This window comes from Cellulomonas sp. KU4C, from assembly GCF_056868065.1.
This window is the reverse complement of sequence record NZ_CP200322.1, coordinates 159508-185118: the sequence shown is the minus strand read 5'-3', so window position 1 is coordinate 185118 and position 25611 is coordinate 159508. Positions and strand designations below refer to the sequence as shown.

20 protein-coding genes and 2 pseudogenes are annotated in these 25611 nt (G+C 73.0%); 14 read left to right on the top strand and 8 right to left on the bottom strand.

What is annotated here, in order from left to right:
* Window positions 1-55 precede the first annotated feature (55 nt).
* Both AC1VL8_RS00865 and AC1VL8_RS00860 read right to left on the bottom strand, forming a co-directional pair.
* Window positions 56-1468, bottom strand: a complete 1413-nt coding sequence (locus AC1VL8_RS00865) for a class II fumarate hydratase (RefSeq protein WP_483073756.1) — start codon at window positions 1466-1468, stop codon at window positions 56-58.
* 28 nt (window positions 1469-1496) lie between these two features.
* The gene (locus tag AC1VL8_RS00860) at window positions 1497-2162 is read right to left on the bottom strand and encodes a carbonic anhydrase (RefSeq protein ID WP_389231032.1); all 666 of its coding nucleotides are present in this window, start codon (window positions 2160-2162) and stop codon (window positions 1497-1499) included.
* A gap of 149 nt (window positions 2163-2311) precedes the next feature.
* On the opposite strand from AC1VL8_RS00860, the gene AC1VL8_RS00855 reads away from it, so the two are divergent.
* From AC1VL8_RS00855 to AC1VL8_RS00840, 4 genes and pseudogenes are all read left to right on the top strand, one after another.
* Window positions 2312-3604 carry an extracellular solute-binding protein gene (locus tag AC1VL8_RS00855; protein ID WP_483076163.1) on the top strand — a complete coding sequence of 431 codons (1293 nt, stop codon included), beginning with the start codon at window positions 2312-2314 and terminating at the stop codon, window positions 3602-3604.
* A pseudogene (locus AC1VL8_RS00850) lies at window positions 3601-4560 on the top strand (carbohydrate ABC transporter permease); the annotation flags it as partial. The gene AC1VL8_RS00855 and the pseudogene AC1VL8_RS00850, both read left to right, overlap by 4 nt.
* A complete protein-coding gene (locus tag AC1VL8_RS00845; RefSeq protein ID WP_483073755.1) occupies window positions 4560-5408 on the top strand; it encodes a carbohydrate ABC transporter permease in 849 nt (282 codons plus the stop codon). The pseudogene AC1VL8_RS00850 and the gene AC1VL8_RS00845, both read left to right, overlap by 1 nt.
* Before the next feature lie 36 nt (window positions 5409-5444).
* Window positions 5445-6725, top strand: a complete 1281-nt coding sequence (locus AC1VL8_RS00840) for an ABC transporter ATP-binding protein (RefSeq protein ID WP_389231021.1) — start codon at window positions 5445-5447, stop codon at window positions 6723-6725.
* A 103-nt stretch (window positions 6726-6828) separates the two neighbouring features.
* On the opposite strand, the gene AC1VL8_RS00835 is transcribed toward AC1VL8_RS00840, so the two are convergent.
* The 3 genes from AC1VL8_RS00835 to xseA all read right to left on the bottom strand — a co-directional run bounded on the left by AC1VL8_RS00835 (window position 6829) and on the right by xseA (window position 9478).
* The gene (locus AC1VL8_RS00835; protein ID WP_483073754.1) at window positions 6829-7764 is read right to left on the bottom strand and encodes a carbohydrate kinase family protein; all 936 of its coding nucleotides are present in this window, start codon (window positions 7762-7764) and stop codon (window positions 6829-6831) included.
* Window positions 7765-7854: 90 nt separating this feature from the next.
* Window positions 7855-8103: an exodeoxyribonuclease VII small subunit gene (locus tag AC1VL8_RS00830; protein ID WP_483073753.1), complete on the bottom strand. Its 249-nt coding sequence runs from the start codon at window positions 8101-8103 to the stop codon at window positions 7855-7857.
* 79 nt (window positions 8104-8182) lie between these two features.
* Window positions 8183-9478 (bottom strand): exodeoxyribonuclease VII large subunit, encoded by a 1296-nt coding sequence (xseA, locus tag AC1VL8_RS00825; RefSeq protein WP_483073752.1) that lies wholly within the window; start codon window positions 9476-9478, stop codon window positions 8183-8185.
* A gap of 332 nt (window positions 9479-9810) precedes the next feature.
* Between xseA and AC1VL8_RS00820 the strand changes: the two are divergent.
* Window positions 9811-10807: pseudogene (locus AC1VL8_RS00820) on the top strand (4-hydroxy-3-methylbut-2-enyl diphosphate reductase).
* 42 nt (window positions 10808-10849) lie between these two features.
* Here AC1VL8_RS00820 and AC1VL8_RS00815 read toward each other — a convergent pair.
* A complete protein-coding gene (locus AC1VL8_RS00815; protein WP_483073751.1) occupies window positions 10850-12214 on the bottom strand; it encodes a DNA recombination protein RmuC in 1365 nt (454 codons plus the stop codon).
* Between the two features lie 51 nt (window positions 12215-12265).
* On the opposite strand from AC1VL8_RS00815, the gene AC1VL8_RS00810 reads away from it, so the two are divergent.
* The 5 genes from AC1VL8_RS00810 to AC1VL8_RS00790 are packed head-to-tail and all read left to right on the top strand — an operon-like array spanning window position 12266 to window position 17287.
* A complete protein-coding gene (locus AC1VL8_RS00810; RefSeq protein WP_483073750.1) occupies window positions 12266-13033 on the top strand; it encodes an ABC transporter ATP-binding protein in 768 nt (255 codons plus the stop codon).
* Window positions 13009-14571 carry a hypothetical protein gene (locus tag AC1VL8_RS00805; protein WP_483073749.1) on the top strand — a complete coding sequence of 521 codons (1563 nt, stop codon included), beginning with the start codon at window positions 13009-13011 and terminating at the stop codon, window positions 14569-14571. Before AC1VL8_RS00810 ends, AC1VL8_RS00805 begins: the two co-directional genes overlap by 25 nt.
* A 28-nt stretch (window positions 14572-14599) precedes the next feature.
* The gene (gene ychF, locus AC1VL8_RS00800) at window positions 14600-15685 is read left to right on the top strand and encodes a redox-regulated ATPase YchF (RefSeq protein ID WP_389230997.1); all 1086 of its coding nucleotides are present in this window, start codon (window positions 14600-14602) and stop codon (window positions 15683-15685) included.
* A 31-nt stretch (window positions 15686-15716) separates the two neighbouring features.
* Window positions 15717-16847, top strand: a complete 1131-nt coding sequence (locus AC1VL8_RS00795; RefSeq protein WP_483073748.1) for a class I SAM-dependent methyltransferase — start codon at window positions 15717-15719, stop codon at window positions 16845-16847.
* Window positions 16848-16903: 56 nt separating this feature from the next.
* Entirely contained in the window at window positions 16904-17287 is a 384-nt protein-coding gene (locus tag AC1VL8_RS00790; RefSeq protein WP_483073747.1) for a DUF2510 domain-containing protein, read from the top strand.
* A gap of 10 nt (window positions 17288-17297) precedes the next feature.
* Here AC1VL8_RS00790 and AC1VL8_RS00785 read toward each other — a convergent pair whose 3' ends face one another.
* Window positions 17298-17750 carry an iron chaperone gene (locus AC1VL8_RS00785; RefSeq protein ID WP_483073746.1) on the bottom strand — a complete coding sequence of 151 codons (453 nt, stop codon included), beginning with the start codon at window positions 17748-17750 and terminating at the stop codon, window positions 17298-17300.
* A 450-nt stretch (window positions 17751-18200) separates the two neighbouring features.
* Here AC1VL8_RS00785 and AC1VL8_RS00780 point away from each other — a divergent pair, with 450 nt between their 5' ends.
* The 3 genes from AC1VL8_RS00780 (at window position 18201) to AC1VL8_RS00770 (ending at window position 22913) form a co-directional block, all read left to right on the top strand.
* Window positions 18201-20051 carry an ABC transporter family substrate-binding protein gene (locus tag AC1VL8_RS00780; protein ID WP_389230988.1) on the top strand — a complete coding sequence of 617 codons (1851 nt, stop codon included), beginning with the start codon at window positions 18201-18203 and terminating at the stop codon, window positions 20049-20051.
* Window positions 20052-20241: 190 nt separating this feature from the next.
* Window positions 20242-21858, top strand: coding sequence for an ABC transporter permease (locus tag AC1VL8_RS00775; protein WP_483073745.1), 1617 nt, complete (start codon window positions 20242-20244; stop codon window positions 21856-21858).
* Window positions 21855-22913 (top strand): ABC transporter permease, encoded by a 1059-nt coding sequence (locus AC1VL8_RS00770; RefSeq protein WP_483073744.1) that lies wholly within the window; start codon window positions 21855-21857, stop codon window positions 22911-22913. The genes AC1VL8_RS00775 and AC1VL8_RS00770 overlap by 4 nt, the downstream gene beginning before the upstream one ends.
* Before the next feature lie 4 nt (window positions 22914-22917).
* Here AC1VL8_RS00770 and AC1VL8_RS00765 read toward each other — a convergent pair whose 3' ends face one another.
* Window positions 22918-23532, bottom strand: a complete 615-nt coding sequence (locus AC1VL8_RS00765) for a PH domain-containing protein (RefSeq protein WP_389230979.1) — start codon at window positions 23530-23532, stop codon at window positions 22918-22920.
* 94 nt (window positions 23533-23626) lie between these two features.
* On the opposite strand from AC1VL8_RS00765, the gene AC1VL8_RS00760 reads away from it, so the two are divergent.
* The gene (locus AC1VL8_RS00760) at window positions 23627-25528 is read left to right on the top strand and encodes an ABC transporter ATP-binding protein (RefSeq protein WP_483073743.1); all 1902 of its coding nucleotides are present in this window, start codon (window positions 23627-23629) and stop codon (window positions 25526-25528) included.
* Window positions 25529-25611: the final 83 nt, after the last annotated feature.

Below are 25611 nucleotides of genomic sequence, written 5' to 3'. Positions count from 1 at the left end.
CCCTGTCTCGGCGCGACGGCCCTGTCTCGGCGTCGGTGGCGGGGTCGGCGGCGCGTCAGCCGGCCGGGCGGGTCATGCTCAGCAGGTCCAGGGCCTCGTCGAGCTGGGCCTCGGTGACCTCGCCGCGCTCGACGTAACCGAGCGCCACCACCGCCTCGCGGACCGTGATGCCCTCCTTGACCGCGTGCTTCGCGATCGTCGCCGCCGCCTCGTAGCCGATCACGCGGTTCAGCGGCGTCACGATCGACGGCGAGGACCCGGCGTACGCGGCGCCCCGCTCGACGACGACCTCGATACCGTCGACGGTGCGGTCGGCGAGCACCCGGCACGCCGCGGCCAGCAGCCGCGTCGACTCCAGGACCGCCTGGCCCATCACCGGGATCTGCACGTTCAGCTCGAACGAGCCGCTGGCCCCGGCCCACGCGACGGTCGCGTCGTTGCCGACGACCCGCGCGGCGACCATGAGCACCGCCTCCGGGATCACCGGGTTGACCTTGCCGGGCATGATCGACGACCCGGGCTGCAGGTCGGGGATCCGGATCTCGCCCAGGCCGGTGTTCGGTCCGGAGCCCATCCAGCGCAGGTCGTTGCAGATCTTGGTCAGGCTGACCGCGATCGTCTTCAGCGCACCGGACAGCTCGACCAGCCCGTCCCGGGCGCCCTGGGCCTCGAAGTGGTCGCGGGCCTCGGTCAGCGGCAGACCGGTGTCCTGCGCGAGCAGCTCGATGACCCGCTGCGGGAAGCCCGCCGGGGTGTTGATGCCGGTGCCGACGGCGGTGCCGCCGAGCGGGACCTCCGCGACCCGGGGGAGCGCGGCCTGCACCCGCTCGACGCCGCGGCGCACGGCGGCGGCGTACCCGCCGAACTCCTGGCCGAACGTCACCGGGGTGGCGTCCATCAGGTGCGTGCGGCCGGCCTTGACGTCCCCGGCGTGCCGCGTGGCGAGCCGCTCGAGGGCGGTGGCGAGGTGGTCGAGGGCCGGGAGCAGGTCGTTGACCGCCCCGTCGGTCGCGGCGACGTGCACCGACGTCGGGAACACGTCGTTCGAGGACTGCGAGGCGTTCACGTGGTCGTTCGGGTGCACGTCGCTGCCCAGCGCGCGGGTGGCGAGCGTGGCCAGCACCTCGTTCATGTTCATGTTCGAGGACGTGCCGGACCCGGTCTGGTAGACGTCCACGGGGAAGTGCGCGTCGTGCCGGCCCTCGGCGACCTCGTCGGCCGCGTCGGCGATGGCACCCGCGACCGCGGGGTCGAGGATGCCGAGCTCGGCGTTGGCGCGGGCCGCGGCCTTCTTGACCCGGGCGAGCGCGGCGAGGTGCCCGCGCTCCAGGGTGGTCCCGCTGATCGGGAAGTTCTCCACCGCGCGCTGGGTCTGCGCGCGGTACAGGGCGGCGGCGGGGACCCGCACCTCGCCCATCGTGTCGTGCTCGGTGCGGTACTGGACGGCGTCGTCGGCGTGCAGGCTCATGCGCGGCATCCTGCCATCGACGCGGCCGTCAGGCAGGCAGGGGCTGCTCGTCGACGTCGCCGACGGCCGAGGTCAGCCGTGCCTGGCCGTCCGCGAGCGTGTACTCGACGCCCACCACGGCGCACCGGCCCTCGTCGATCGCCTCGGCGAGCGTGACCGAGTAGGACCGCAGCATGTCGACGGTGTGCCGGACGTGCTCGTGGCCGAGCTCGACCGGGTCGACGGTCGACAGGTCCCGGGGGCGGCCCTGCGCGTCGGGGCCGTGCGCGAGCGACACGATGCTGGGGATCACGCGGTCGACGACGGCGCGCACGAACCCGCGGGGCAGCTCGCCCGTGGTCAGCGCGGCCGTCGCGGCGGCCACCGCGCCGCAGGAGTCGTGGCCGAGCACGACCACGAGCGAGGCGCCCAGGACCTCCACGCCGTACTCGATCGACCCGATGACGGTGGTGTCGAGCACGTGCCCGGCGGTGCGGACCACGAACACGTCGCCGAGGCCCTGGTCGAAGATGATCTCCGCCGCGACCCGGGAGTCCGAGCAGCCGAACACCACCGCGAACGGGTGCTGCGCCGACTGGACCTCGGCGCGTCGCTCGAAGCCCTGCGAGGGGTGCGCCATCTCGCCGCGCACGAAGCGGTCGTTCCCCTCGCGCAGCGCGGACCAGGCCTCGGCGGGGGTGCTGGGGGTAGCCATGCGCCCCATGGTGCACCGTCCGGCGCGGGTCCGGCAGCACGGTCCGGCGGCGCCGTCCGGATCGCGCCCCCGGTGGCGGGCCCCGCGAACCCGGGGTACCCCTTGTGGTCAGGGACGACGTGTTTCACGAGGGCGGGAGAGCAGTGACGGTGCGTAGACGGTCGAGGGCGATCGCCGGGACGGCGGTGCTGGCGCTGGGAGCGGGGCTGGCGGCGTGCGCGCCCGCCGACGACACCCCGGTGCTGACCTGGTACACGAACCCGGACGCCGGGGGTCAGGCCACGCTGGCGGAGCAGTGCACGGAGGCCGCCGACGGCGCCTACCGGATCGAGGTCTCGGTGCTGCCCCGCGAGGCGAGCTCCCAGCGCGAGCAGCTGGCGCGGCGGCTCGCCGCGGCCGACTCCTCGATCGACCTCATGAGCCTGGACCCGCCGTTCATCCCCGAGCTCGCGAACGCGGGGTTCCTCGCGCCGGTCCCGGACGACGTCGCGGAGGCCGTCAGCCAGGACGTCGCGGAGGGTGCCCTGCAGGGTGCGTCGTGGGGGGACGAGCTGGTGACGGTCCCGTTCTGGGCCAACACCCAGCTGCTCTGGTACAAGAAGTCGGTCGCCGAGACCGCGGGCCTGGACCCGGCGGCCACGCCGGTGACCTGGGACCAGGTGATGGACGCCGCGCGCGACCAGGACCTGCGGCTGGGCGTGCAGGGCATCAAGGCCGAGGCGTACACGGTGTGGCTCAACGCGCTCATCGAGTCGGCGGGCGGCCAGATCGTCGAGACCCCGGAGGCGTCGGCGGAGGACGTCGAGCTCGGTCTCGACAGCGACGCGGGCCGGGAGGCGGCGCGGATCATCGCGGAGATCGGCACCGACGGGCTCGCGGGTCCGGGTCTGCCGACGCAGGACGAGAACGCCGCCCTGGCCCAGTTCCAGGGGGACACGGGGTCGTTCATGGTCAACTGGCCGTTCGTCTGGCCGGCGATGCAGGGCGCGGTCGAGGACGGCACGCTCGACCAGTCGTTCCTCGACGACGTCGGCTGGGCCGTCTACCCGCAGGTCGTGGAGGGCGAGGAGGCCGCGCCGCCGTACGGCGGGATCAACCTCGGCGTCGGGGCGTTCAGCGAGCACGTCGACGAGGCCTACGAGGCCGCGCAGTGCATCGTGGCGCCCGAGAACCAGGCCGCGTACTTCGTGTCGGACGGCAACCCGCCGGCCAGCACCGTCGCCTACGACGACCCGGAGGTGCAGGAGACGTTCCCGATGGCGGACGTCATCCGGCAGTCCCTCCAGCAGGCCGCGCCGCGGCCGCAGACCCCGTACTACAACGAGGTCTCCCAGGGCCTGCAGGAGACCTGGCACCCGCCGGTCTCCGTGGACCCGGACACGACCCCGCAGGAGTCGACCGACTTCATCACCGCCGTCCTGCGAGGGGAGCGTCTGCTGTGAGCACCGAGGTCGAGGCAGCGCACCGCGCCACCGCACGGTCGGCGTCGAAGCCGCGCAAGAGCGACCGGGCCCGCGCCGAGGCGCGGCTGGGCTGGCTGCTCGCCGGTCCCGCGTTCGTGGTGATGCTCGCCGTCACCGCCTACCCGATCCTCCAGGCCGTCTACGAGTCCCTGTTCCGGAACCGGCTCACCGCGCCGGACGACCGGGCGTTCGTCGGGCTCGGCAACTACGGCGTCATCCTCGGCGACCAGGTGTTCTGGCAGTCGCTGGGCGTCACCACGCTCATCATGGTGATCACCGTGGCCGTCGAGGTCGTCCTCGGCTTCGCGCTCGCCCTGGTCATGCACCGGGCGGTGCTGCGGCTGCGCGGCCTGCTGCGCACGGCGATCCTCGTGCCGTACGGGATCATCACCGTCGTCTCGGCGTTCGCGTGGTTCTACGCGTTCGACATCAGCTCCGGGTACGTCAACCAGTGGTTCGACTGGGTGCCGGGCGTCAGCGAGGACCTCAACTGGTTCGCCGGCACCGGCACCAGCCTGTTCGTCATCATCGCGTCCGAGGTCTGGAAGACCACGCCGTTCATCTCCCTGCTGCTGCTGGCCGGCCTCGCGCAGGTCCCGAGCGACCTCGAGGAGGCCGCGCAGGTCGACGGCGCCACCTGGTGGCAGCGGATGAAGCGCGTCGTGCTGCCGAACATGAAGGCCGCGATCATGGTCGCCGTCCTGTTCCGGGCGCTCGACGCGTTCCGCGTGTTCGACAACGTCTTCATCATGACGAACGGCGCGAACGGCACCACCGTGCTCTCGCTGCTCGCCTACCGGACGTCGATCGGGCGCCTGGAGATCGGGCTCGGGTCCGCCATCTCGGTGCTGCTGTTCGTCTGCGTGCTCGTCATCTGCTTCATCGCGATCAAGATCTTCAAGGTGGACCTCGCCGGTGCACGGGGGAGAAGTAAATGGGTGCCCTGTCCGGCAAGCAGAAGGTGGCGTGGGCCGCCATCACCGTCGCCGTCCTCGTGTACGCGCTGTTCCCGGTGCTGTCGATCATCGCGACGTCGTTCAAGCTGCCCAGCGACCTCAACACCGGGAAGTTCCTCCCGACCACCTGGACGTGGAGCAACTACGAGCAGATCCTCGGCCCGGGCGGTTCCGCGCAGGAGCTGTTCCTGTCGTCGCTGCGCAACTCCATCGGCATCTCGCTGATCGCCACCGCGATCTCGTCGGTCCTGGCGACGCTCGCCGCCTACGCGATCGCCCGCCTGGAGTTCCCGGGCCGCAAGCTCATCCTCACCACCGCGCTCGGGGTGTCGATCTTCCCGGTGATCTCGATCGTCACGCCGCTGTTCAACCTGTGGCGCTCGATCGGCCTCTACGACACCTGGCCCGGCCTGATCATCCCGTACCTGTCGCTCACGCTGCCGATCTCGATCTGGACGCTCACCGCGTTCTTCCGGCAGATCCCGTGGGAGCTGGAGCAGGCCGCGCAGGTGGACGGCGCGACCACCTGGCAGGCGTTCCGGAAGGCGATCGTGCCGCTCGCGGCGCCGGGCGTGTTCACCACCGCGCTGATCGCGTTCTTCATCGCCTGGAACGACTTCGTGTACGGCATCTCGCTCACCTCGACCGAGGCCGCGCGGCCGGTGCCCGCGGCGCTGGCGTTCTTCTCCGGCGCGTCCCAGTTCGAGGACCCCACCGGCGCGATCTCCGCCGCCGCCGTCGTCGTCACCATCCCCGTCGTCGTCCTGGTGCTGCTGTTCCAGCGCCAGATCGTGTCCGGGCTGACCCAGGGCGCGGTCAAGGGCTGACGCCCACGACGCCCGGACCCCTCAGGAGGCAATCTCATGGCATCCATCACCCTGACGGACATCGTCAAGAAGTACGGCGACGGCTTCCCGGCCGTGAACGGCGTCAGCCTCGACATCAAGGACGGCGAGTTCGTCATCCTCGTCGGCCCGTCCGGCTGCGGGAAGTCCACGCTGCTGCGGATGATCGTCGGCCTGGAGGACATCACCTCCGGCGAGCTGAAGATCGGCGACGAGGTGGTCAACGACCGCGCCCCGCGCGACCGGCACCTCGCGATGGTGTTCCAGAACTACGCGCTCTACCCGCACCTGACCGTGTTCGAGAACATCGCGTTCCCGCTGCGGCTGCAGAAGGGCAAGTACACCGAGGAGCAGATCAAGGACAACGTCGAGTTCGCCGCCGACACCCTCGAGCTGCGCGAGCACCTCGACCGCAAGCCGGCGAACCTGTCCGGCGGGCAGCGGCAGCGCGTCGCGATGGGCCGGGCGATCGTCCGCGACGCCCAGGCGTTCCTGTTCGACGAGCCGCTGTCGAACCTCGACGCGAAGCTCCGCGGCCAGATGCGCACCGAGATCGCGCGCATGCAGCGGCGGCTCGGCACCACGACCGTCTACGTCACGCACGACCAGACCGAGGCGATGACCCTGGGCGACCGGGTCGCGGTGCTCCGCAAGGGCGAGCTCCAGCAGGTCGCCAGCCCGCGTGCCCTCTACGAGCAGCCGGTCAACCTGTTCGTCGCCGGGTTCATCGGCTCCCCGCCGATGAACTTCATGCCCGGCGAGGTCCGGGGCGACGTGCTGCGGCTGCCGTTCGCCGAGGTGCCGCTGACCGACGAGCTGCGGTCCCGGATCGGTGACCGGGAGCTCGTCATCGTCGGGCTGCGCCCGGAGCACGTCGAGGACGCCCGGACGCTCGACGACGCCAAGCGGGACGGCGGTCTGACGTTCGACGCCGAGGTGGACGTCGTCGAGTGGCTCGGCTCCGAGCTGTACGCCTACATCCCGTTCGACACCCACCCCGACGTCGCCGCGAAGCTCGAGGAGCTCGACCGGGACCTCGACGGCGAGGGGATGCGCACCCAGATGATCGTCGCGCTGGGCTCGGAGAGCCGCGTCCGCGACGGCAGCGACGCGCACCTGTGGTTCGACCCGGCGCGGCTGCTGGTGTTCGACCCCGAGTCGGGCGAGAACCTCACGCACGACGAGGAGGCGGCCCGCCGGATCGACGGCGAGACGGAGGAGGACCGGCGCGCGGCCCTGGCCCGCGCCCAGCGCGCCCCCGCCCGCCAGGGCGAGCGCGAGTCCCGCCAGGCCTCCTGACCCGCCCGCGCCCGGCTCGCGCCCGTCGAGGTCGAGGGTTTCACGCGAGGTCGAGGGTTTCAGCGTCCGATCCGGAGCGAAACCCCCGACCTCGCCTGGCGACTCACCCCGCGAGGTCCGCGGCGCTCGGAGGGTTGGCGCCCGGCCGGGAGACCGTGATGGCCGCGATGCGGACGCAGCGGGTGAGGATCTGCTCGATCGTGCCGCGGTCCGCGGCGGCGATCCGGGTCCGGGCGTCGGCACCCAGGAGCCCCGCGGACCACAGGCCGTCGATCAGGCCGGCCATGAACGAGTCGCCGGCGCCCACGGTGTCCGCGACCTCGACCCGCGGGGCCGTGACCGTGAGCTCGTCACCCGCGGCGGTCACCGCGACGGCACCCTCGCCGCCGAGCGTCACCACGACCAGCGCCGGCCCGCGGGACAGCCAGTCGCGGGCGATCTCGACGGGGGCGACGCCCGGGTGCAGCCACGCGAGGTCCTCGTCGGACACCTTCACGACGTCCACCAGGCCCACCAGGTGCTCGACGACCGGCAGGGTGTCCGCCGGGCTGCCCATCAGCGCGGGGCGCAGGTTCGGGTCGTAGGTCAGCGCCGACGTCGCGCGGCGGTCGGCCAGCAGCCGCGCGACCGCCTCGCCGCCGGGGGCGATCACCGTCGCGATCGACCCGGTGTGCACGACCGCCGGGGCGTCCTCGTCCTCGTCCCAGCGCCCGGGCAGGTCCCACGCGAGGTCGAACTCGTACGTCGCGGCGCCGTCGGCGTCCAGGTGGGCGCGGGCCACGGAGGTGCGGTCCGGGGCACGGTCGCCGTCGAGGACGTGCACGCCGGAGTCCGCGAGGTGCGCGCGCACGAGGTCGCCGTGGGCGTCCGGGCCGAGCCAGGTCAGCAGGTCCACCCGGCGGCCGAGCCGGCCGAGGCCGATCGCGACGTTCGCCGGGCTGCCGCCGGGGTGCTCCGCCGGATCGGCGCCGGGCCGCAGCACCACGTCCACCAGGGCCTCCCCGACGACGAGGGCGCGGGCGGCGGTCTTCTCGGTCATGCGGCTCCTTCAGGTCCGGCGACGGTGCCGGGTCGGGATCGGCTGCGGCGCACCGCCGCGCGTGCCCGACGGTCTGCCGGGCACGGGGTGTCAGGACGGGTCGCCGCCGCCGGGGGCGTCGGACCCGCGGGCGGCGTCGAGCTTCGCGCGCGCGCCGTCCAGCCACTCCTGGCAGCGGGTCGCGAGGGCCTCGCCGCGCTCCCACAGGGCCAGCGACTCCTCGAGGGTCGCGCCGCCGGCCTCCAACCGGGACACGACGGCGACGAGCTCGTCGCGCGCCTGCTCGTAGGACAGCTCGGCGACGGCGGGGGAGTCGGGTGCGGGGGTGGTGGCGCTCACGGACCCATCTAACCAACGACCGCCCACCCGGTGCGCCCCCGCTCGCGCGGGTCGTCGGGCCGGCGGGCAGGTGGGCGGGTCAGCCGGCGGGCGGCGTCGGTGTGGTGCGCTTCGGCGGGGCGACCGCGAGCACGGTGGCCATCAGCTCCCCGCGGGCGACCCGGACGCGCAGCGTGTCCTTGGCGGCGACCGCCGTGGCCTCCCGGACGACCGACCCGTCGGCGGTCTGCACGACCGCGTACCCGCGCTCGAGCGTCGCGGCGGGGGACAGGGCCCGGACCTGCGCGGCGAGGGCGCGCGTCGACGACACCGCCCCGGTCAGCGCGTGGTCGAGGCTCCGGCGGGCGTGGTCCCGCAGTCGGACGACGTCCGCCTCGCGGGTCTCGACCATCGTGTGCGGCCGGGCCAGCACCGGGCGGCTGCGCACCTGCTCCAGGCCGGCGGCCTCCCGGGTGACGCGGTGCTCGACGGCGGCGCGGATCCGGGCGCGCGCCTGGGTGACGCGGGCGCGCTCCTCACCGACGTCCGGGACGATCCGCTTGGCGGCGTCGGTGGGGGTCGACGCCCGGTAGTCGGCCACGAGGTCGAGCAGCGGGGTGTCGGTCTCGTGCCCGATCGCGGACACCAGCGGCGTGCGGCACGCGGCGGCCGCGCGGACCAGGGCCTCGTTGCTGAACGGCAGGAGGTCCTCCACGGAGCCGCCGCCGCGGGCCACGACGATCACCTCGACGCGCGGGTCGTCGTCGAGCTCGGCGACGGCCCGGGTCACCTGGGGCACGGCGCCGGCGCCCTGCACGGCGACCTCGCGGATCACGAACTCCACCTGCGGCCACCGGGCGCGGGCGTTGACCACCACGTCGTGCTCCGCCTTGGACTCGCGGCCGCACACCAGCCCGACGACCTGGGGCAGGAACGGCAGCGGCACCCGGCGGTCCGCGTCGAACAGCCCCTCCGCGGCCAGCACCCGCTTGAGGTGCTCGATCCGGGCGAGCAGCTCGCCCACCCCGACGGCGCGCACCTCGTCGGCGTTGAGCTGCAGGGTGCCGCGCTTGGTCCAGAACGTCGGTCGCGCGTGCACGACGACGTGCGCGCCCTCGGCCAGCGGCGTCTGCGCGGCCGCGAGCACGTGGGCGGGCAGCGAGACGGGGAGCGACATGTCGGTGTCGGTGTCCCGCAGCGTGAGGAACGCGATGCCCGCGCCGGGGCGGCGGTTCAGCTGGACGACCTGCCCCTCGACCCACAGCGGCGACATCTTCGCGACGTAGTCGGCGATCTTCGCGGACAGCAGCCGCACCGGCCAGGGACGCTCGGCGGTGGTGTCGGCGGCGCGGGCGGGCAGCTCCGTGGGCGGGGTGGTGGGGGTGGACTGCGGCACCCGCACACCCTCCCACGCACCGGCGACAACGTGGAGTCGACGGGGGCGACGCGCGTCGGCGTGCCCCGCGGGGTGGATCCACCCGGTGGCTCGTGTCCCACCTGCTGCGCGGGGTGGATCCACGCGCGCGACACGCCTCGGCGAGCCCCGCCGGATGGATCCACCCGGTGGCTCGAGTCCCACCTGCTGCGCGGGGTGGATCCACGCGCGCGACACGCCTCGGCGAGCCCCGCGGGATGGATCCACCCGGCGGGGCGGTGGGGCGGGGCCGCGTCTAGACTCGCGGGGTGACCGCCCCCTCGGACGTCGGCCCCGCGCGCTCCGGCGGGCGCGTGCTGCTGGCCGCCCCGCGCGGGTACTGCGCGGGCGTGGACCGGGCGGTCGTCGCCGTCGAGCAGGCGCTCGAGCACTACGGCGCCCCGGTGTACGTCCGCAAGGAGATCGTGCACAACCGGCACGTCGTGGACACGCTGGCGGCCCGCGGCGCGGTGTTCGTCGAGGAGACCGACGAGGTGCCCGAGGGCGCCCGGGTGGTGTTCTCGGCGCACGGGGTGTCCCCGGCGGTGCGTGCGGCGGCGGAGCGGCGGCAGCTGCGGACGATCGACGCGACCTGCCCGCTGGTGACGAAGGTGCACAAGGAGGCGGTGCGGTTCGCGGCCGACGACCGCGACATCCTGCTGATCGGGCACCCCGGTCACGAGGAGGTCGAGGGCACCCAGGGCGAGGCTCCGGACCACGTGCAGGTCGTCGCGTCGCCGGACGCGGTCGCGGACGTCGTCGTCCGCGACGAGAGCCGGGTCGTGTGGATCTCGCAGACGACGCTGTCGGTGGACGAGACGATGGAGACCGTCCGGCGGCTGCGCGAGCGGTTCCCGCTGCTGCAGGACCCGCCGAGCGACGACATCTGCTACGCCACGCAGAACCGGCAGGTGGCGGTGAAGAAGCTTCGCCCCGGAGTGCGACGTGGTCATCACGGTCGGCTCGGCGAACTCGTCGAACTCCGTGCGGCTGGTCGAGGTGGCCCTGGAGGCGGGTGCCCGCGCGTCGTACCGGGTGGACACCGCCGCGGAGGTCGACCCGGCGTGGCTGGTCGGGGCGCGCACCGTCGGGCTGACGTCAGGCGCGTCGGTGCCGGAGATCCTGGTGCGGGACGTCCTGGACGTGCTGGCGGCGCACGGGTTCGGCGAGGTCGAGGAGGTGCGGACCGCGACGGAGGACCTGATGTTCTCGCTGCCGCGCGAGCTGCGCGCCGACCTCAAGGCCGCCGGCGGGGCCGACCCGCGGCCGAGCCGCGAGCAGCGCCGGGACCTGGCGATCCGCCCGGTCTGAGCCGGCGGGGCGCTTGGACCCGGGCGCCCGGCGTCGGGCGCGTCAGCCGTCCGTCCGCGGTTGGCCGAGCACCGCGTCGTCCAGCGCCCCCAGCGCGTCCGCCCGCCGCCGCCCGGTCCCCGGCGCACCGGCCCCGTCGGGGTCCAGCCCGACGACCCGCTCCGACTCCCACGCCACCAGCTCGGGCGCGGTGACCACGGACAGCCGCCGCTCGACCGCGGGCGGCGTCGTGAGGTCCCCGTCGACCACCCGCAGGTCGGCGAACTTCCGGGCGCTCACCAGCACCCGCGACTCGAGCGAGGCCACGGACTGGTTGTAGGCCGTGGCGGCCTGGTCGATGGCCCGGCCGACCTTGGAGAGGTGCCCGCCGAGCGTCGCGATCCGGCCGTGCAGCTCCTTGCCGAGGTCGAGCACCGCCTGGGCGTTGCTGGCCAGCGCGTCCTGGCGCCAGGCGTAGGACACCGTGCGCAGCATCGCGAGCAGCGTCATCGGCGTGGCGATGACGACGTTCTGGTCGAAGGCGCGCTCCACGATGCCCGGGTCCACGTCGAGCGCGGCGTGCAGGAACGCCTCCGCCGGCACGAACAGCACGACGAACTCGGGCGCCGGGCTGAACTGCTCCCAGTACCGCTTGGCGGCGAGCTGGTCGACGTGGGTGCGCAGGTGCCGGGCGTGCGCGGCGAGGCGGCGCTCGCGCTCGGCCGGGTCGGTGGCCTCCGCGGCCTCGAGGAACCCGAGGAACGCGACCTTGGCGTCCACGACCACGCGCTTGCCCCCGGCGAGGCGGATCACCATGTCGGGCCGCTGCACGCCGTCGTCGGTGCGCACCTGCGCCTGCTCGGTGAAGTCGACGTGCGGGATCATCCCCGCGGCCTCGACGACGCGGCGCAGCTGGACCTCGCCCCACCGGCCGCGCACCTGCGACGACCGCAGCGACGTCACCAGCTGGGAGGTCTGCTCGCGGAGCCGACCGGCCTCCTCGCGCATCTGCCGGACCTGCTCCCCGAGCGCGGCGTCGCCCTGCAGCCGGCCCTGCTCGGCGGTGCGGAGCTCGGTGCGCACCGCGTCGAGCGTCCGGGCGAGCGGGTCGACGAGCGCCCGCACCGCCTGCTCGCGCTGCGCGAGGTCGCCGGACTGCTCCTGGTGCCGGGCCGCGAGGCTCTGGTGCGCGAGCGCGAGGAACTGCTCGCTGCTCTGGGCCAGCGCGTCGGCGGCGAGCGCGCGGAACCGGTCGGCCTGCCGGTCCTCGTCCGGCGCCCCGCCGAGCTCCGCGGCGGTCCGCCACCGTGCGGCGTCGACCTCGGCGGCGCGCAGCCGCCCGGCCCCGCGCCCGGACGCCCCGAGCCAGCCGAGCACGACGCCCACGAGCAGCGCACCGGCGAGAGCCACGACCTGTCCGAGTTCCATGACCCGCAGATTGCCAGGCGCCACCGACACGCCCGCGCCTATGCTGGGTCGATGGAGCGAATGTCCGCTTTGTCCATCCAGGGACTGTGGAAGCGCTTCGGCACGAAGATCGCCGTCGCGGGCGTCGACCTCGAGGTGCCGAGCGGGTCCTTCTACGGCCTGGTGGGTCCCAACGGGGCGGGCAAGACGACGACGCTGTCGATGGCCACGGGCCTGCTGCGCCCCGACTTCGGGCGGGTGCTCGTCCGCGGGCAGGACCTCTGGGCGGACCCCGCGGCGGTGAAGGCGCACCTCGGCGTGCTGCCCGACGGCGTGCGGATGTTCGACCGGCTCACCGGCGCCCAGCTCGTCACGTACGCGGGCCTGCTGCGCGGGCTCGACCGCGACACGGTGCGGGACCGCACCGCCGACCTGCTGCGCACGTTCGACCTCACCGCCGACGCCGACACCCTGGTGGTCGACTACTCGGCGGGCATGACCAAGAAGATCGCGCTGGCCTGCGCCCTGGTGCACGCCCCCCGGGTGCTGGTGCTGGACGAGCCGTTCGAGGCCGTCGACCCGGTGTCCGCGGCGAACATCCGCGACATCCTCGCGTCGTACGTGGCGAGCGGCGGCACGGTCGTCGTGTCCTCGCACGTGATGGACCTCGTGCAGCGGATGTGCGACCACGTCGCGGTGATCGCCGACGGCCACGTGCTCGCGCAGGGCACCGTGGACGACGTCCGCGGGTCGGCGACGCTGGAGGACCGGTTCGTGGAGCTGGTCGGCGGCCGCCGCACGGAGGGGGCGCTCGCGTGGTTGCGCACCTCGTCCGACTGAAGCTGACGCTGCTGCGCAACGGCCTGCGGCGCAGCGTGTGGAAGGTCGTCGGGCTGGCGCTCGGGGTGCTCTACACGCTGTTCCTCCTGCTCCTCGCGGTGGTCGGCCTGGTGCTGCTGGGCCGGCAGGACGACCCGGGGCTGACCCGCACGGTGCTGGTGCTGGCCGGCGCGCTGCTCGTCGTGGGGTGGTGGCTGCTGCCGCTGGTCGCGTTCGGTGTGGACAGCACGCTGGACCCGGACCGGTTCCGGCTGTTCCCGGTGCCGCTGCGGTCGCTGCTCACCGGGTTGGCGCTCGGGGGTCTGGTCGGCCTGCCGGGCGCGGCGACGACCGTGCTGGGGCTGGCCTCGGCGCTGGCGTGGTGGCGCGCACCGGCCGCGGTCGCCGCCGGGGTCGTCGGCGGCGTGCTCGGCGTCGCCCTGTGCGTCGTGGGCTCGCGCGCGGTGACGACGCTGGTGGCGCCGCTGGTCGGGGGCCGCCGGTTCCGTGAGGTCGCGGCGGTGCTCGCGATCGTCCCGCTGATGCTCGCGGGCCCGATCGTGCTCGGCGTGACCGCCGGGCTGTCCGCGGTCGCCGACGGGCTGCCGGGGGTCGGCGTGGTCGTCGGCTGGACCCCGGTCGGCGCGCCCTGGGCGCTGGCGGCGGACGTGGCGGACGGCGCGTGGCTCGCGGCGCTGGCCCGGCTCGGGATCGGGCTCGGGGCGCTCGCGGTCCTGGTGGTCGTCTGGGACCGGGCGCTGTCGGCGGCGATGGTGCGCCCGGGCGGCGGCGGCCGGGTCGCCCGCAGCGCCGGCCTCGGGTTCTTCGACCGGGTGCCGGCGACGCCGACCGGCGCGGTCGCCGCGCGCTGCCTGACGTACTGGGTGCGCGACTCCCGGTACGCGGCGGCCGTGGCGGTCGTCCCGGTGCTGGTGCTGCTGCTGTGGTTCCTGAGCCGGGGCGGTGCGGTCGTGCTGGGCGCCGGGGTCGTGGTCGCGTTCGTGATGGGCTGGTCGCTGTCCGCGGACGTCGCGTACGACGACACCGCGTTCTGGACGCACGTGGCGGCGCCGGTGGACGGGCGGGTGGACCGGACCGGCCGCGCCGCCGCCGGGCTGGTCGTCGGCGGCGTCGTGGTGCTCGCGACCGACGTCCTCGTGCTCGGGGTCAGCGGCCGCTGGGACGCGACGGTCCCCGTGCTGGGCATGTCCCTGGGCGTCCTGGCCGTCGGGGTCGGCGCGTCCTCCGTGTACTCGGCTCGGGTCGTCTACCCGGTGCCGAAGCCGGGTGACAACCCGTTCTCGACGCCGCAGGGCACGTCGTTCGCCGTGATGCTGACGCAGAGCGTCGGGATGCTCGTGCTGCTCGCCGTCTGCCTGCCGACGGTCGGCCTCGGCACCGCGGCCGTGGTCACGGGCCACCCCGTGCTGCACGTCCTGACGCCGGTGGTCGGCCTGGGCGTCGGGGTCGCCGCGCTGGTCGTGGGCGTGCGGCTCGGCGCCGCCGTGTACGACCGGCGGGCCCCGGAGCTGCTGGCGACCATGCGCTCGTTCGCCTGACCGGACCCGACCCGTAGGATGGTCGCCCGTGGCACTCACCATCGGCATCGTCGGCCTGCCCAACGTCGGCAAGAGCACGCTCTTCAACGCCCTGACCCGGGCGCAGGTCCTCGCGGCGAACTACCCGTTCGCGACGATCGAGCCCAACGTCGGCGTGGTCCCGCTGCCCGACCCGCGGCTCGAGAAGCTCGCGGAGATCTTCGGCAGCGAGAAGATCCTCCCCGCCACGGTGTCGTTCGTCGACATCGCCGGCATCGTCAAGGGCGCCAGCGAGGGCGAGGGCCTCGGCAACAAGTTCCTCGCGAACATCCGCGAGGCCGAGGCGATCTGCCAGGTGACCCGCGCGTTCGCCGACCCCGACGTCGTGCACGTCGACGGCCGCGTGTCGCCCAAGGACGACATCGAGACGATCAACACCGAGCTCGTGCTCGCGGACCTCCAGACGCTGGAGAAGGTCGTCCCGCGCCTGGAGAAGGAGGTCCGGATCAAGAAGTCGGACCCCGCCGAGCTCGCCGCCGCCCAGGCCGCGCAGGCCGTGCTCGAGTCCGGCCAGACCCTGTTCCAGGGCGCGAAGGCCGCGGGCATCGACCTCGCCGACCTCGCGTCGCTGCAGCTGATGACCGCCAAGCCGTTCATCTACGTCTTCAACACCGACGACGCCGGCCTCGCCGACACCGCGATGCAGGACGAGCTGCGCGCGTTCGTCGCCCCCGCCGACGCGATCTTCCTCGACGCGAAGTTCGAGTCCGACCTGGTCGAGCTGGAGCCCGACGAGGCCAAGGAGATGCTCGCGGACAACGGCCAGGACGAGGCGGGCCTCGACCAGCTGGCGCGCGTCGGCTTCCACACGCTCGGCCTGCAGACGTACCTCACGGCCGGTCCGAAGGAGTCCCGCGCCTGGACGATCCACCAGGGCTGGACGGCGCCGCAGGCCGCGGGCGTCATCCACACGGACTTCCAGAAGGGCTTCATCAAGGCGGAGGTCATCAGCTTCGACGACCTCGTCGAGGCCGGCTCGGTCGCCGCGGCGCGCTCGGCGGGCAAGGCCCGCATCGAGGGCAAGGACTACGTGATGGTCGACGGCGACGTGGTGGAGTTCCGCTTCAACGTCTGACGCCCGTCGTCCGAACCGCCCCGGAGGCCCCGTGACCCAGGACGTCCTCGCCGCGCTGCGCTGCGACCCCGAGCTGCCGTCACCGGACCTGGCGGCGGTGGACGCGGCCGACCGGCTGGTGCTGGACGAGGCCGCCCCGCTGCTGGCCGACGCGGCGCCGGGGACGGTGGTCGTGGTCGGCGACCGGTACGGCGCCCTCACGCTCGGCGCGGTCGCGCGGTTCGGCCTGCGGGACGTCCGCGCGCACACCGACCGCCTCACCGGCGAGCAGGCACTGGTGGCGAACGCGGAGCGGCTGGGCCTCGCCGAGTCCGTCCGCGTGGTCGACCGACCGGGCCCGGAGCTGCTGGCGGACGCCGAGGTGGTGCTGCTCGCGCTGCCGCGCTCCCTGGACGCGCTGGACGAGGTCGCCGGCCTGGTCGCGCGGCACGCTGCTCCCGGCGTCGTCGTCGTCGCGGGCGGTCGGGACAAGCACATGTCCCGGTCGATGAACAAGGTGCTCGCCGCCCACTTCGCCGACGTCCACGCGAGCCTCGGGCGCCAGAAGGCACGGGTGCTGCACGCCGCCGGTCCGCGCCCCGACGCCCCGGAGCCGGTGTGGCCGGCGCGGGTCCGGCACGACGACCTCGGGCTGGTCGTCGCCGCGCACGGTGCGGCGTTCGCGGGTGCGCGGGTCGACATCGGCACCCGGTACCTCGTGGAGCACCTGGACCGGGCCGTCCCCGACGCGGCGCTGGCGGTCGACCTGGGCTGCGGCACCGGCGTCCTGGCCGCCGTGCTCGCCGCGGCGCGTCCCGGGCTCGCCGTCGTCGCCACCGACGAGTCGGCGGCCGCGGTCGCGTCGGCCCGGGCCACGGTCGAGGCGAACGGCGTCGCCGACCGGGTGCGGGTGCAGCGGGCGCGCGGCACGACCGGGATCGAGGACGGCAGCGTGGACCTGGTGGTGCTGAACCCGCCGTTCCACGTCGGCGCCGCGGTGCTCGACGGCGTGGCGCTGCAGCTCTTCGCGGAGGCGGCGCGGGTGCTGCGGCCGGGCGGCGAGCTGTGGTGCGTGTGGAACTCGCACCTGGCGTACCGGCCCCGGCTGCAGGCCGTGGTCGGGCCCACGCGGCAGGTCGCGCGCAGCAGCAAGTTCACGGTCACGGCCTCCGCACGCCGCTGACCTCGGTACCCTCGTGCTCGCGCGGCACCGTGCCGGCGGACAGGAGCGTGCGGATCATGAGCACCGACGGCCCCGGCCCCACCAGCACCGGCGAGGCGCCCCCGGCGGGCTGGTACGACGACCCCGACGGCGGGGCCCTGCGCTGGTGGGACGGCTCGGCGTGGACGGGCCACCGCCAGCCGGCGGGCTACGTCCCGGTCCGGCCGCGGAACGGGTTCGCGACCGCCGGGCTGGTGGTGGGCATCGTGGCGCTGGTGGGGAACACCTTCGGGCTGGTGTCGGTGGTGGGCATCGTGCTGTCGGCGGTGGGCCTGTCGCGCGCGAGCCGGATGGCCGAGCACGGGTACGCCCCGGTCGGTAGGGGCAAGGCCGTCGCGGGCCTGGTGCTGTCCCTGGTCGCGCTGGTGGCGACGGGGACGCTCAAGGCGTTCCTCTTCTAGCCCTCGGTGCTCAGGCGTCCCCGGCTGCCCGGGCCACGAGGTCGCGGACGCGCGCCTCGACGGCGTCGTCCCAGGCGGTGAGCGCGAACGCCGTCGGCCACATCGCGCCGTCGTCGAGCGCGGCGGTGTCGTTGAACCCGAGCGTGGGGTACCGGGCCTGGAACTTCGCGGCGGCCTGGAAGAAGACCACGACCTTGCCGGCGCGCGCGTAGCCGGGCATCCCGTACCAGGTCCTCGGCGCGAGCCCGGGGGCGACCTCGGCGACGACGGCGTGCACGTGCTCGGCGAGGTCCCGGTCGTCGGCGGTCATCTCGGCGATCTTCGCGAGCACGTCGGCGGTCTGGTCGGCCTTGCCGGACGCGCGCTTCTGCTTCGTGACCTCGGCGGCGCGCTCCTTCATGGCGTCGCGCTCGGCGGCGGTGAACGCGCCGCTGCGCTCGTCGGCGTTCTCGGTGGTGGTCATCGTGGTCGCTCCCCGGGTCGGTCGGTCGGTCGGGCGGGTCGTCGCCGACGCTAGAGGTCGGGCCGGGGAGCGCGCTTCTCGGAACCTGATCGATCCACCCAGGAGCGCCGGTGTGGTCGCGGTCACCCAAGGCTTGGTCTGCTAGCACACCGGGCCCGTTCCGTGCTGAGTCGGAGGGCCCTGCGGTGCCGGTCCGTGGACGGGGGATACCCCTGATGTGCGTGTTTCCGGGACGTTACCGGCGTGTAGCGTCTTGAATGCTGGACACTACTGCTCAGTATCGATCCGGTAACGATGGCCTGCTTCCGGCTGCCGTGTCCGATTTGTCCGTACTGGGGCCACTAGCGTGTCCACATCCACGGCGGGACCATGCGTCAGCCCTGCTCCGGACGACCGGCGGTCGTCCCCGAGCGGCGGCGGAGGCTGGGCGCCACCTTCACAGGAGGAACATTGAAGATCAGGCGAACAAGCGCCGTCCTGGCCGTCGCGGCTGCGGGAGCCCTCGTGCTCACCGCGTGCTCGAGCCCGGCCGAGGAGAGCGAGATCAACGAGGACACGTCGGTCAACGTCGGGTGGAACGAGCCGTTCCGTTCGACCAACAACCTGACGGCCAACGGCAACGCCACGGCGAACGCCAACATCATCTACATGACGACGTCGTTCTTCAACTACTACGACGGCGACCTGAACCTCGTGAAGAACGAGGACTTCGGTTCCTACGAGGTCGTGTCCGAGGACCCGTTCACGGTCAAGTACACGGTCAACGAGGGTGTCACCTGGTCCGACGGCACCGCCGTCGACGCCGCCGACATGATCCTGTACTGGGGCGCCCAGAACGACATGTTCGACACCGTCGCCTCCTCCGACGTCGAGGTGGACGAGGACGGCAACTCGCAGGTCGCCGAGGGCGAGGTCTACTTCGACTCCTCCTCGCCCGCGCTGAACCAGGTCACCACGTTCCCGGAGATCGGTGACGACGGCCGCTCGGTCACGTTCGTCTACGACTCCCCGCGCTCCGACTGGGAGCTGGCGATGAACCAGCCCAGCCCCGTCGCCGCGCACGTGGTCGGCAAGCTGGCCCTGGGCATCGAGGACCCGGCCGAGGCCAAGAAGGCCGTCGAGGACGCGTTCGAGAACAACGACGCCGAGGCGCTCGTGAAGATCGCGGACACCTGGACGAACGGCTTCAACTTCACCTCGCTGCCGGACGACCCGGACCTGTACCTCTCGTACGGCCCGTTCGTCATCTCGGACTACGTCGAGAACCAGTACCTCACGCTGACGCGCAACGAGTCCTTCGACTGGGGCCCCGAGCCCAAGGTGGACTCGATCACCGTCCGCTACACCGAGGACCCGCTGGCCTCGGTCACCGCGCTCCAGAACGGTGAGGTCGACCTCATCGCCCCGCAGTCGTCCGTCGACGTCATCGCGACGCTCGAGGGCATCGACGGCGTGAGCTACGCGACGGCGCCCGAGGGCACCTACGAGCACGTCGACCTGACCTTCGACAACGGCGGTCCGTTCGACCCCGCCGCCTACGGTGGCGACGCCGAGAAGGCCCGCAAGGTCCGCGAGGCGTTCCTCAAGGTGATCCCGCGTCAGGAGATCATCGAGAAGCTCATCCAGCCGCTGCAGGAGGACGCCACCACGCGTGACTCGTTCCTGTACGTGCCGGGCTCGCCGAACTACGACACGGTCGTGGGCTCGAACGGCTCCGACGCGTGGGCCGAGGTCGACGTCGCGGGCGCCCAGGCGCTGCTCGCCGAGGCCGGCGTCACCACCCCGGTGGACGTGCGCTTCCTCTACGGCAAGTCGAACGTCCGTCGTGCGAACGAGTTCCAGCTGATCGCGGCCTCCGCCGCGCAGGCCGGCTTCAACGTCATCGACAACGGCGACGACACCTGGGGCTCGATCCTGGGCAACGGCTCGTACGACGCCTCGCTGTTCGGCTGGCAGTCCACCAACACGTTCATCCTGAACGCCGAGGCGAACTACGTTACCGGCGGCCAGAACAACTACGGCGGCTACTCCAACCCCGAGGTCGACGCCCTCTGGGCCGAGGTCGCCACGAACACGGACTCCGACCGCGAGGCCGAGCTGGCCGCCGAGATCGAGACCAAGCTCAACCAGGACGCCTTCGGCGTCAACATCTTCCAGTTCCCCGGTGTGGTCGCGAACCGCGACGTCCTCAAGGGCGTCTCGACCATCGCGCTCTCGCCGACCATCTTCTGGAACTTCTGGGAGTGGGAGATCAGCGCCGCTGACAGCCTGGACGCGCCCAGCGCGACCGAGACTGAGTGACCTGACGCTCGTCTGAGCACGCCGGCACGGGGGTACCGCGTCCACGTACGCGGTGCCCCCGTTGCCGTGCCCCCTGTACCACAGCCAGATCGGGACTCTCGGCCCACCTAGGCCCGAGGCGCAGCACCCCTACCGGGAGTGCCTACACTTGCGCTTTGCGAGTACCCCCTTCCTTTCAGGCAAGGACCCCATGGCCACCTCTGTGACGACCCGTGCCTCCGGCGCGCGCTCCGCGCCCGACGCACCGGTCCCGGCCCGACGTTCCTGGTTCCGGAACGCCGCGCCGACCCTGACCTTCCTCGGTCGACGCCTCCTGTCGTCGGCGATCGTGCTGCTCGGAGCGACGTTCATCGTCTACATGCTCCTGTCGTTCGCGCTGGACCCCCTCGAGGACCTGCGCACCAGCACGGCGCCCAACAAGGAGGCGCTGATCGAGGCCCGCGTCCGCGCGCTCGACCTCGACACGCCGCCGGTGATCCGCTACTTCAAGTGGCTGGGGGCGCTGTTCACCGGCGACCTCGGCTCGAGCTGGGTGAGCGGCGCCCGCGTCACCGCCATGCTCGGCAGCGCGATCCCGAGCACCGTGCAGCTGATCGCCGCCTCGACCCTGCTGGCCATCGGCCTGGGCGTCCTGGTCGGCATCGTGTCGGCGCTGCGCCAGTACACGCGGTTCGACTACTCCGTGACGTTCCTGTCCTTCGTGCTGTACTCGCTGCCCTCGTTCTGGGTCGCGGTGCTGCTGAAGCTGTGGGGCGCCATCGGGTTCAACGACTTCCTCGCGGACCCCCACGTCCCGCCGCTGTGGGTCGCGATCATCTCGGTGGTCTCCGGCGTGCTCTGGTCCGCCGTCATCGGCGGGTCGACGCGCACCCGGTGGATCTCGTTCGGCGCGGGCGTCGTCGCCACGGCCGCGGTGCTGCTGTTCGTCTCCGGCACCGGCTGGCTGCTCGACCCGAGCCTCGGGATCATCGGCGTCACCGCCATCGGCGCGGGCATCGCGTTCGGGATCGTCGCGCTCACCGCGGGCCTGGGCAACCGCCGCGCGCTGTACGCCTCGCTGACCACGGTCGCGATCGGCGCCGCGCTGTACTACCCGCTGCAGTACGTCTTCGTGCACGCGACCACCTGGCTGATCATCGGCCTGGGCGTGCTGGCGGTCGTCGTCGGCCTCGTCGTCGGGTTCCTGTTCGGCGGGTACGACCGCGTCGTCTCGATGCGCGCCGCCGCCGTGACCGCGCTCGGCGTCGGCCTGCTGATCTACGTCGACCGTGTCATGGGCGTCTGGAAGATCTACTCCAACGCCTCGCAGATCAACGGTCGGCCGATCGCGACGATCGGCTCCCAGACGCCGGGCCTGACCGGCAGCTACTGGGTCGAGTCGCTCGACAAGTTCACGCACCTGCTGCTGCCGACGATCGCCCTGATCCTCATCTCGTTCGCGAGCTACACCCGGTACTCCCGGGCGAGCCTGCTCGAGGTCATGAACCAGGACTACATCCGCACCGCCCGTGCCAAGGGCCTCTCGGAGCGCGTCGTCACCACGCGGCACGCGTTCCGCAACGCCCTGATCCCGCTCGCCACCGTGGTCCCGCTGGACATCGCGGCCCTGTTCGGCGGCGCGATCATCACGGAGCGCATCTTCGCCTGGAGCGGCATGGGTGCGCTGTTCATCAAGGGGCTGTCCGGTCGCGACGCCGACCCGGTGATGGGGTACTTCCTCGTCACGGGCACCCTCCTCGTCCTCGCCAACATCGTGGTCGACTTCGTCTACGCGGCGCTCGACCCCCGGATCCGGGTGAACTCATGAGCATCACACCGCCCCTGGAGCCCCACGAGGGCATCGTCGACCCGGCGGAGAACGTCGAGAACGCCATCGAGCTCAAGGAGGTCGAGGGCCTGTCGCAGGGCCGCATCGTCCTGCGCCGGTTCCTCCGGCACCGCGGCGCGATGATCTCCGCGATCGTCCTGTCCGCCGTGATCCTCCTCGTCACCACGTCCATCGGCTGGGGCCCGATCCCCGGCTGGTGGCAGTACGGGTACAAGGACCTCAACCCGATCGTGAACGCCGGTGGCGCCCCCACGATGGGCTTCGACGGCGGGTTCACGTTCGGGTCGCACCCGTTCGGTCAGGACAACGTCGGCCACGACGGGTTCGCGCTCGTCATGCGCGGCACCCAGCAGTCGCTGACCGTCATGGTCGTGATCGGCCTGCTGTCCACCACGATCGGCGTCGTCGTCGGCGCGCTGGCGGGCTTCTTCCGCGGCCGCCTCGACGACCTGCTCATGCGGTTCACCGACATGATCATCACCATCCCGGTGATCATGATCGGCGCGATCCTCGGTGTGCTGGTCGGCGGCGCGAGCCCCTGGTCGCTGGCCGTCGCGCTCTCGCTGGTCTCCTGGACCAACATGGCGCGTCTGGTGCGCGGGCAGTTCCTCACCCTGCGCGAGCGGGAGTTCGTGGACGCGGCCCGCGTGGCCGGCGCCTCGAACGGCCGGATCATGTTCAAGCACATCCTGCCGAACGCCGTCGGCGTGATCATCGTCAACGCGACGCTGCTCATGGCCTCGGCGATCCTGCTCGAGACCGCGCTGTCCTACCTGGGCTTCGGGATCAACAGCCCCGAGGTCTCCCTCGGGCAGCTGATCAACGAGTACCAGACGGCCTTCGCCACGCGGCCCTGGCTGTTCTGGTGGCCGGGTCTGTTCATCGTGACGATCGCGCTGTGCGTGAACTTCATCGGTGACGGCCTGCGCGACGCGTTCGACCCGCGTCAGCGCCGGATCCCCACCGCCCGCGCCCTCGCCAAGGCCGACGCCCGCAAGGCCCGCGCCCAGGCCCGGACCACCGCGAGCGCCTGAGTTGTCAGAGCGCCACGGTCAGCACGCTGGCCGCGATCAGCACGACGATCGCGGCCAGCGTGCGGACGTGCCAGCGGACCCGCGGACGGGCGCGCTCCACGCGCGGGTCGTCCAGGACGCCGGCGTCGCGCAGCTCCTCCCAGCGGGCCCGCACGATCGCCGCGGCCTGGCCGGAGGCGCTCGACGCGAGGTCGCCGGGACGCACCGAGCCGCCGGGGCCGTACGTCGAGCCCGGCAGGTGCGCGACGTCGTCCGCGCGGGACGCGGTCACGCGGGCCCGGCTCGGCGCGGGTGCGGCCCACGCCGCGTAGTCGCCGTAGGCGGTGTGCAGCGTGAGCGCGTACTTCGTGTCGACGCGCTCGATCGTCGGCCAGGGCAGCTCGACCGTCCGGGTCACGTTCCGCAGCTCGACGCCCGCGGGGCTCACCAGCACGGCGGGACGCCAGTAGGCGGCCCACACCCACGCCACCACCAGCAGCACCGGGGCGACGTAGGGCAGCGTGACGTCGGCGTCGGCCACCAGGCCGGTCGCGAGACCACCGAGGCCCAGCACCGCCACGACCACCGCAAGAACCCGGCCGAAGGCCGGTCTGTACTCCACCACGTCAGCCGAGACCATGCGGCCATCGTCCCAGACCACCGGACGTGCCCCGCCCCTCTCGACGTCGTGCGGCCCGCACACCTGGGTTCGCCCCACGGAAGGATCTCGCCCCGTGACCACTGACTACGCTCCCGCGCCGGGTACGCCCGGATTCGACGCGAAGACCCCGATCCTCGAGGTCCGCGACCTCACGGTCGAGTTCTTCGTCGACGGCGAGTGGTTCCCGGCCGCCGTCGACGTCGCGTACGACGTGCGCCCCGGTGAGGTGCTCGCGATCGTCGGCGAGTCCGGCTCCGGCAAGACGCAGTCGTCGATGTCGCTGATCGGCCTGCTGCCCCCGAACGGCCGCGCGTCGGGCTCGGCGCGCCTCGCCGGCCGCGAGCTGCTCGGGCTGAACCACAAGCAGCTGAGCAAGGTCCGCGGCAAGGACGTCTCGGTGATCTTCCAGGAGCCGATGACGGCCCTGAACCCCGTGTACACGGTGGGCTTCCAGATCGTCGAGACGCTGCGCGTGCACTTCGAGATGACCCCGAAGGAGGCCCGCGCCCGCGCCATCGAGCTGCTGCGCATGGTCGACCTGCCGGAGCCCGAGAAGGCCGTCGACAAGTACCCGCACCAGCTGTCCGGCGGTCAGCGCCAGCGCGCGATGATCGCCCAGGCCCTCGCCTGCGAGCCGAAGCTGCTCATCGCCGACGAGCCGACCACGGCCCTCGACGTCACGGTCCAGGCCGAGATCCTCAAGCTCATGCGCGACCTGCGGCACCGCGTCGACGCCGGCATCATCCTCATCACCCACGACATGGGCGTGGTCGCGGACCTGTCCGACCGCGTCATGGTGATGAAGAACGGCCGCGTCGTGGAGTCCGGCACCGCCGACGAGGTGTTCAACCGCCCGCAGCACTCCTACACCCGGCAGCTGCTCGACGCGGTCCCGCACCTCGGGTCCGAGGCGCTCGCCGCCCAGGGCCTGCAGGGCGAGCACCCGGTCGCGCAGGCCGAGGGGACGCTGCACGTCTCCGAGCGGCCCCGCGACCAGTTCGCCGCCCCCGCGCCCACCGCGTACTCGCTCGAGGCCAAGGGCCTGGTCATCGAGTACCCCGGCCGTGGCCGCGTGCCCGCATTCCGGGCGATCAACGGCATCGACCTGGCGATCGGCAAGGGCGAGGTCGTCGGCCTGGTCGGCGAGTCCGGCTCCGGCAAGACCACCGTCGGCCGCGCCGCCGTGGGCCTGCTGCCCGTCGCCGGCGGGTCGCTCCAGGTCAACGGCGTCGAGCTCGCGGGCATCAAGCCCAAGGACCTGCGGGCCGTCCGCCAGGACGTCTCGATCGTGTTCCAGGACCCGGGCTCCTCGCTGAACCCGCGCCTGCCGATCGGCGAGTCCATCGGCGAGCCGCTCAAGCTGCACAAGGTCGCGTCCGGCGCCGACCTCGACCGCCGCGTCGAGAGCCTGCTGGACCGGGTGCACCTGCCCCGCGCCATGCGCAACCGGTACCCGCACGAGCTGTCCGGCGGCCAGCGCCAGCGCGTCGGCATCGCCCGCGCCCTGGCCCTGTCGCCCAAGCTGCTCATCGCCGACGAGCCCACCTCGGCGCTCGACGTCTCCGTGCAGGCCCGCGTGCTCGAGCTCTTCCAGGAGCTGCAGCGCGAGTACGGGTTCGCCTGCCTGTTCATCAGCCACGACCTCGCGGTCGTGGAGATCCTGTCCAACCGGATCGCCGTGATGAGCAAGGGCGACCTCGTCGAGGTCGGCCCGCGGGCGCAGATCCTCGGCGCGCCCCAGCAGGACTACACCAAGCGGCTGCTCGCCGCGGTGCCCGTGCCGAACCCCGCGGAGCAGAAGCTGCGCCGCGAGGAGCGGGACCGGCTGCTGGAGCAGGCCGCGGGGAAGACCGCCGCCGAGGCGCGCGTCGCCGACGGCCAGCGCGTGCAGGCGTTCGAGGACGCCGAGAGCGAGGCCAAGGGCCGCTACGAGGGCAACATCCGCCCGCGCGGCGGTGCGGACGGATCCGTCTGACCAGCACCTGCACCACCCACGCGGGCCCCGGCACGACCCCTCCTCGTGCCGGGGCCCGCGTGCGCGTACAATCGATCGGCGCT

Bases quoted from the DNA above. Each gene is read 5' to 3' on its own strand.
- AC1VL8_RS00865 (WP_483073756.1), bottom strand. From the start codon at position 1,468: ATGAGCCTGCACGCCGACGACGCCGTCCAGTACCGCACCGAGCACGAC.
- AC1VL8_RS00860 (WP_389231032.1), bottom strand. From the start codon at position 2,162: ATGGCTACCCCCAGCACCCCCGCCGAGGCCTGGTCCGCGCTGCGCGAG.
- AC1VL8_RS00845 (WP_483073755.1), top strand. From the start codon at position 4,560: ATGGGTGCCCTGTCCGGCAAGCAGAAGGTGGCGTGGGCCGCCATCACC.
- AC1VL8_RS00840 (WP_389231021.1), top strand. From the start codon at position 5,445: ATGGCATCCATCACCCTGACGGACATCGTCAAGAAGTACGGCGACGGC.
- AC1VL8_RS00835 (WP_483073754.1), bottom strand. From the start codon at position 7,764: ATGACCGAGAAGACCGCCGCCCGCGCCCTCGTCGTCGGGGAGGCCCTG.
- AC1VL8_RS00815 (WP_483073751.1), bottom strand. From the start codon at position 12,214: ATGGAACTCGGACAGGTCGTGGCTCTCGCCGGTGCGCTGCTCGTGGGC.
- AC1VL8_RS00810 (WP_483073750.1), top strand. From the start codon at position 12,266: ATGGAGCGAATGTCCGCTTTGTCCATCCAGGGACTGTGGAAGCGCTTC.
- AC1VL8_RS00790 (WP_483073747.1), top strand. From the start codon at position 16,904: ATGAGCACCGACGGCCCCGGCCCCACCAGCACCGGCGAGGCGCCCCCG.
- AC1VL8_RS00785 (WP_483073746.1), bottom strand. From the start codon at position 17,750: ATGACCACCACCGAGAACGCCGACGAGCGCAGCGGCGCGTTCACCGCC.
- AC1VL8_RS00775 (WP_483073745.1), top strand. From the start codon at position 20,242: ATGGCCACCTCTGTGACGACCCGTGCCTCCGGCGCGCGCTCCGCGCCC.
- AC1VL8_RS00770 (WP_483073744.1), top strand. From the start codon at position 21,855: ATGAGCATCACACCGCCCCTGGAGCCCCACGAGGGCATCGTCGACCCG.
- AC1VL8_RS00765 (WP_389230979.1), bottom strand. From the start codon at position 23,532: ATGGTCTCGGCTGACGTGGTGGAGTACAGACCGGCCTTCGGCCGGGTT.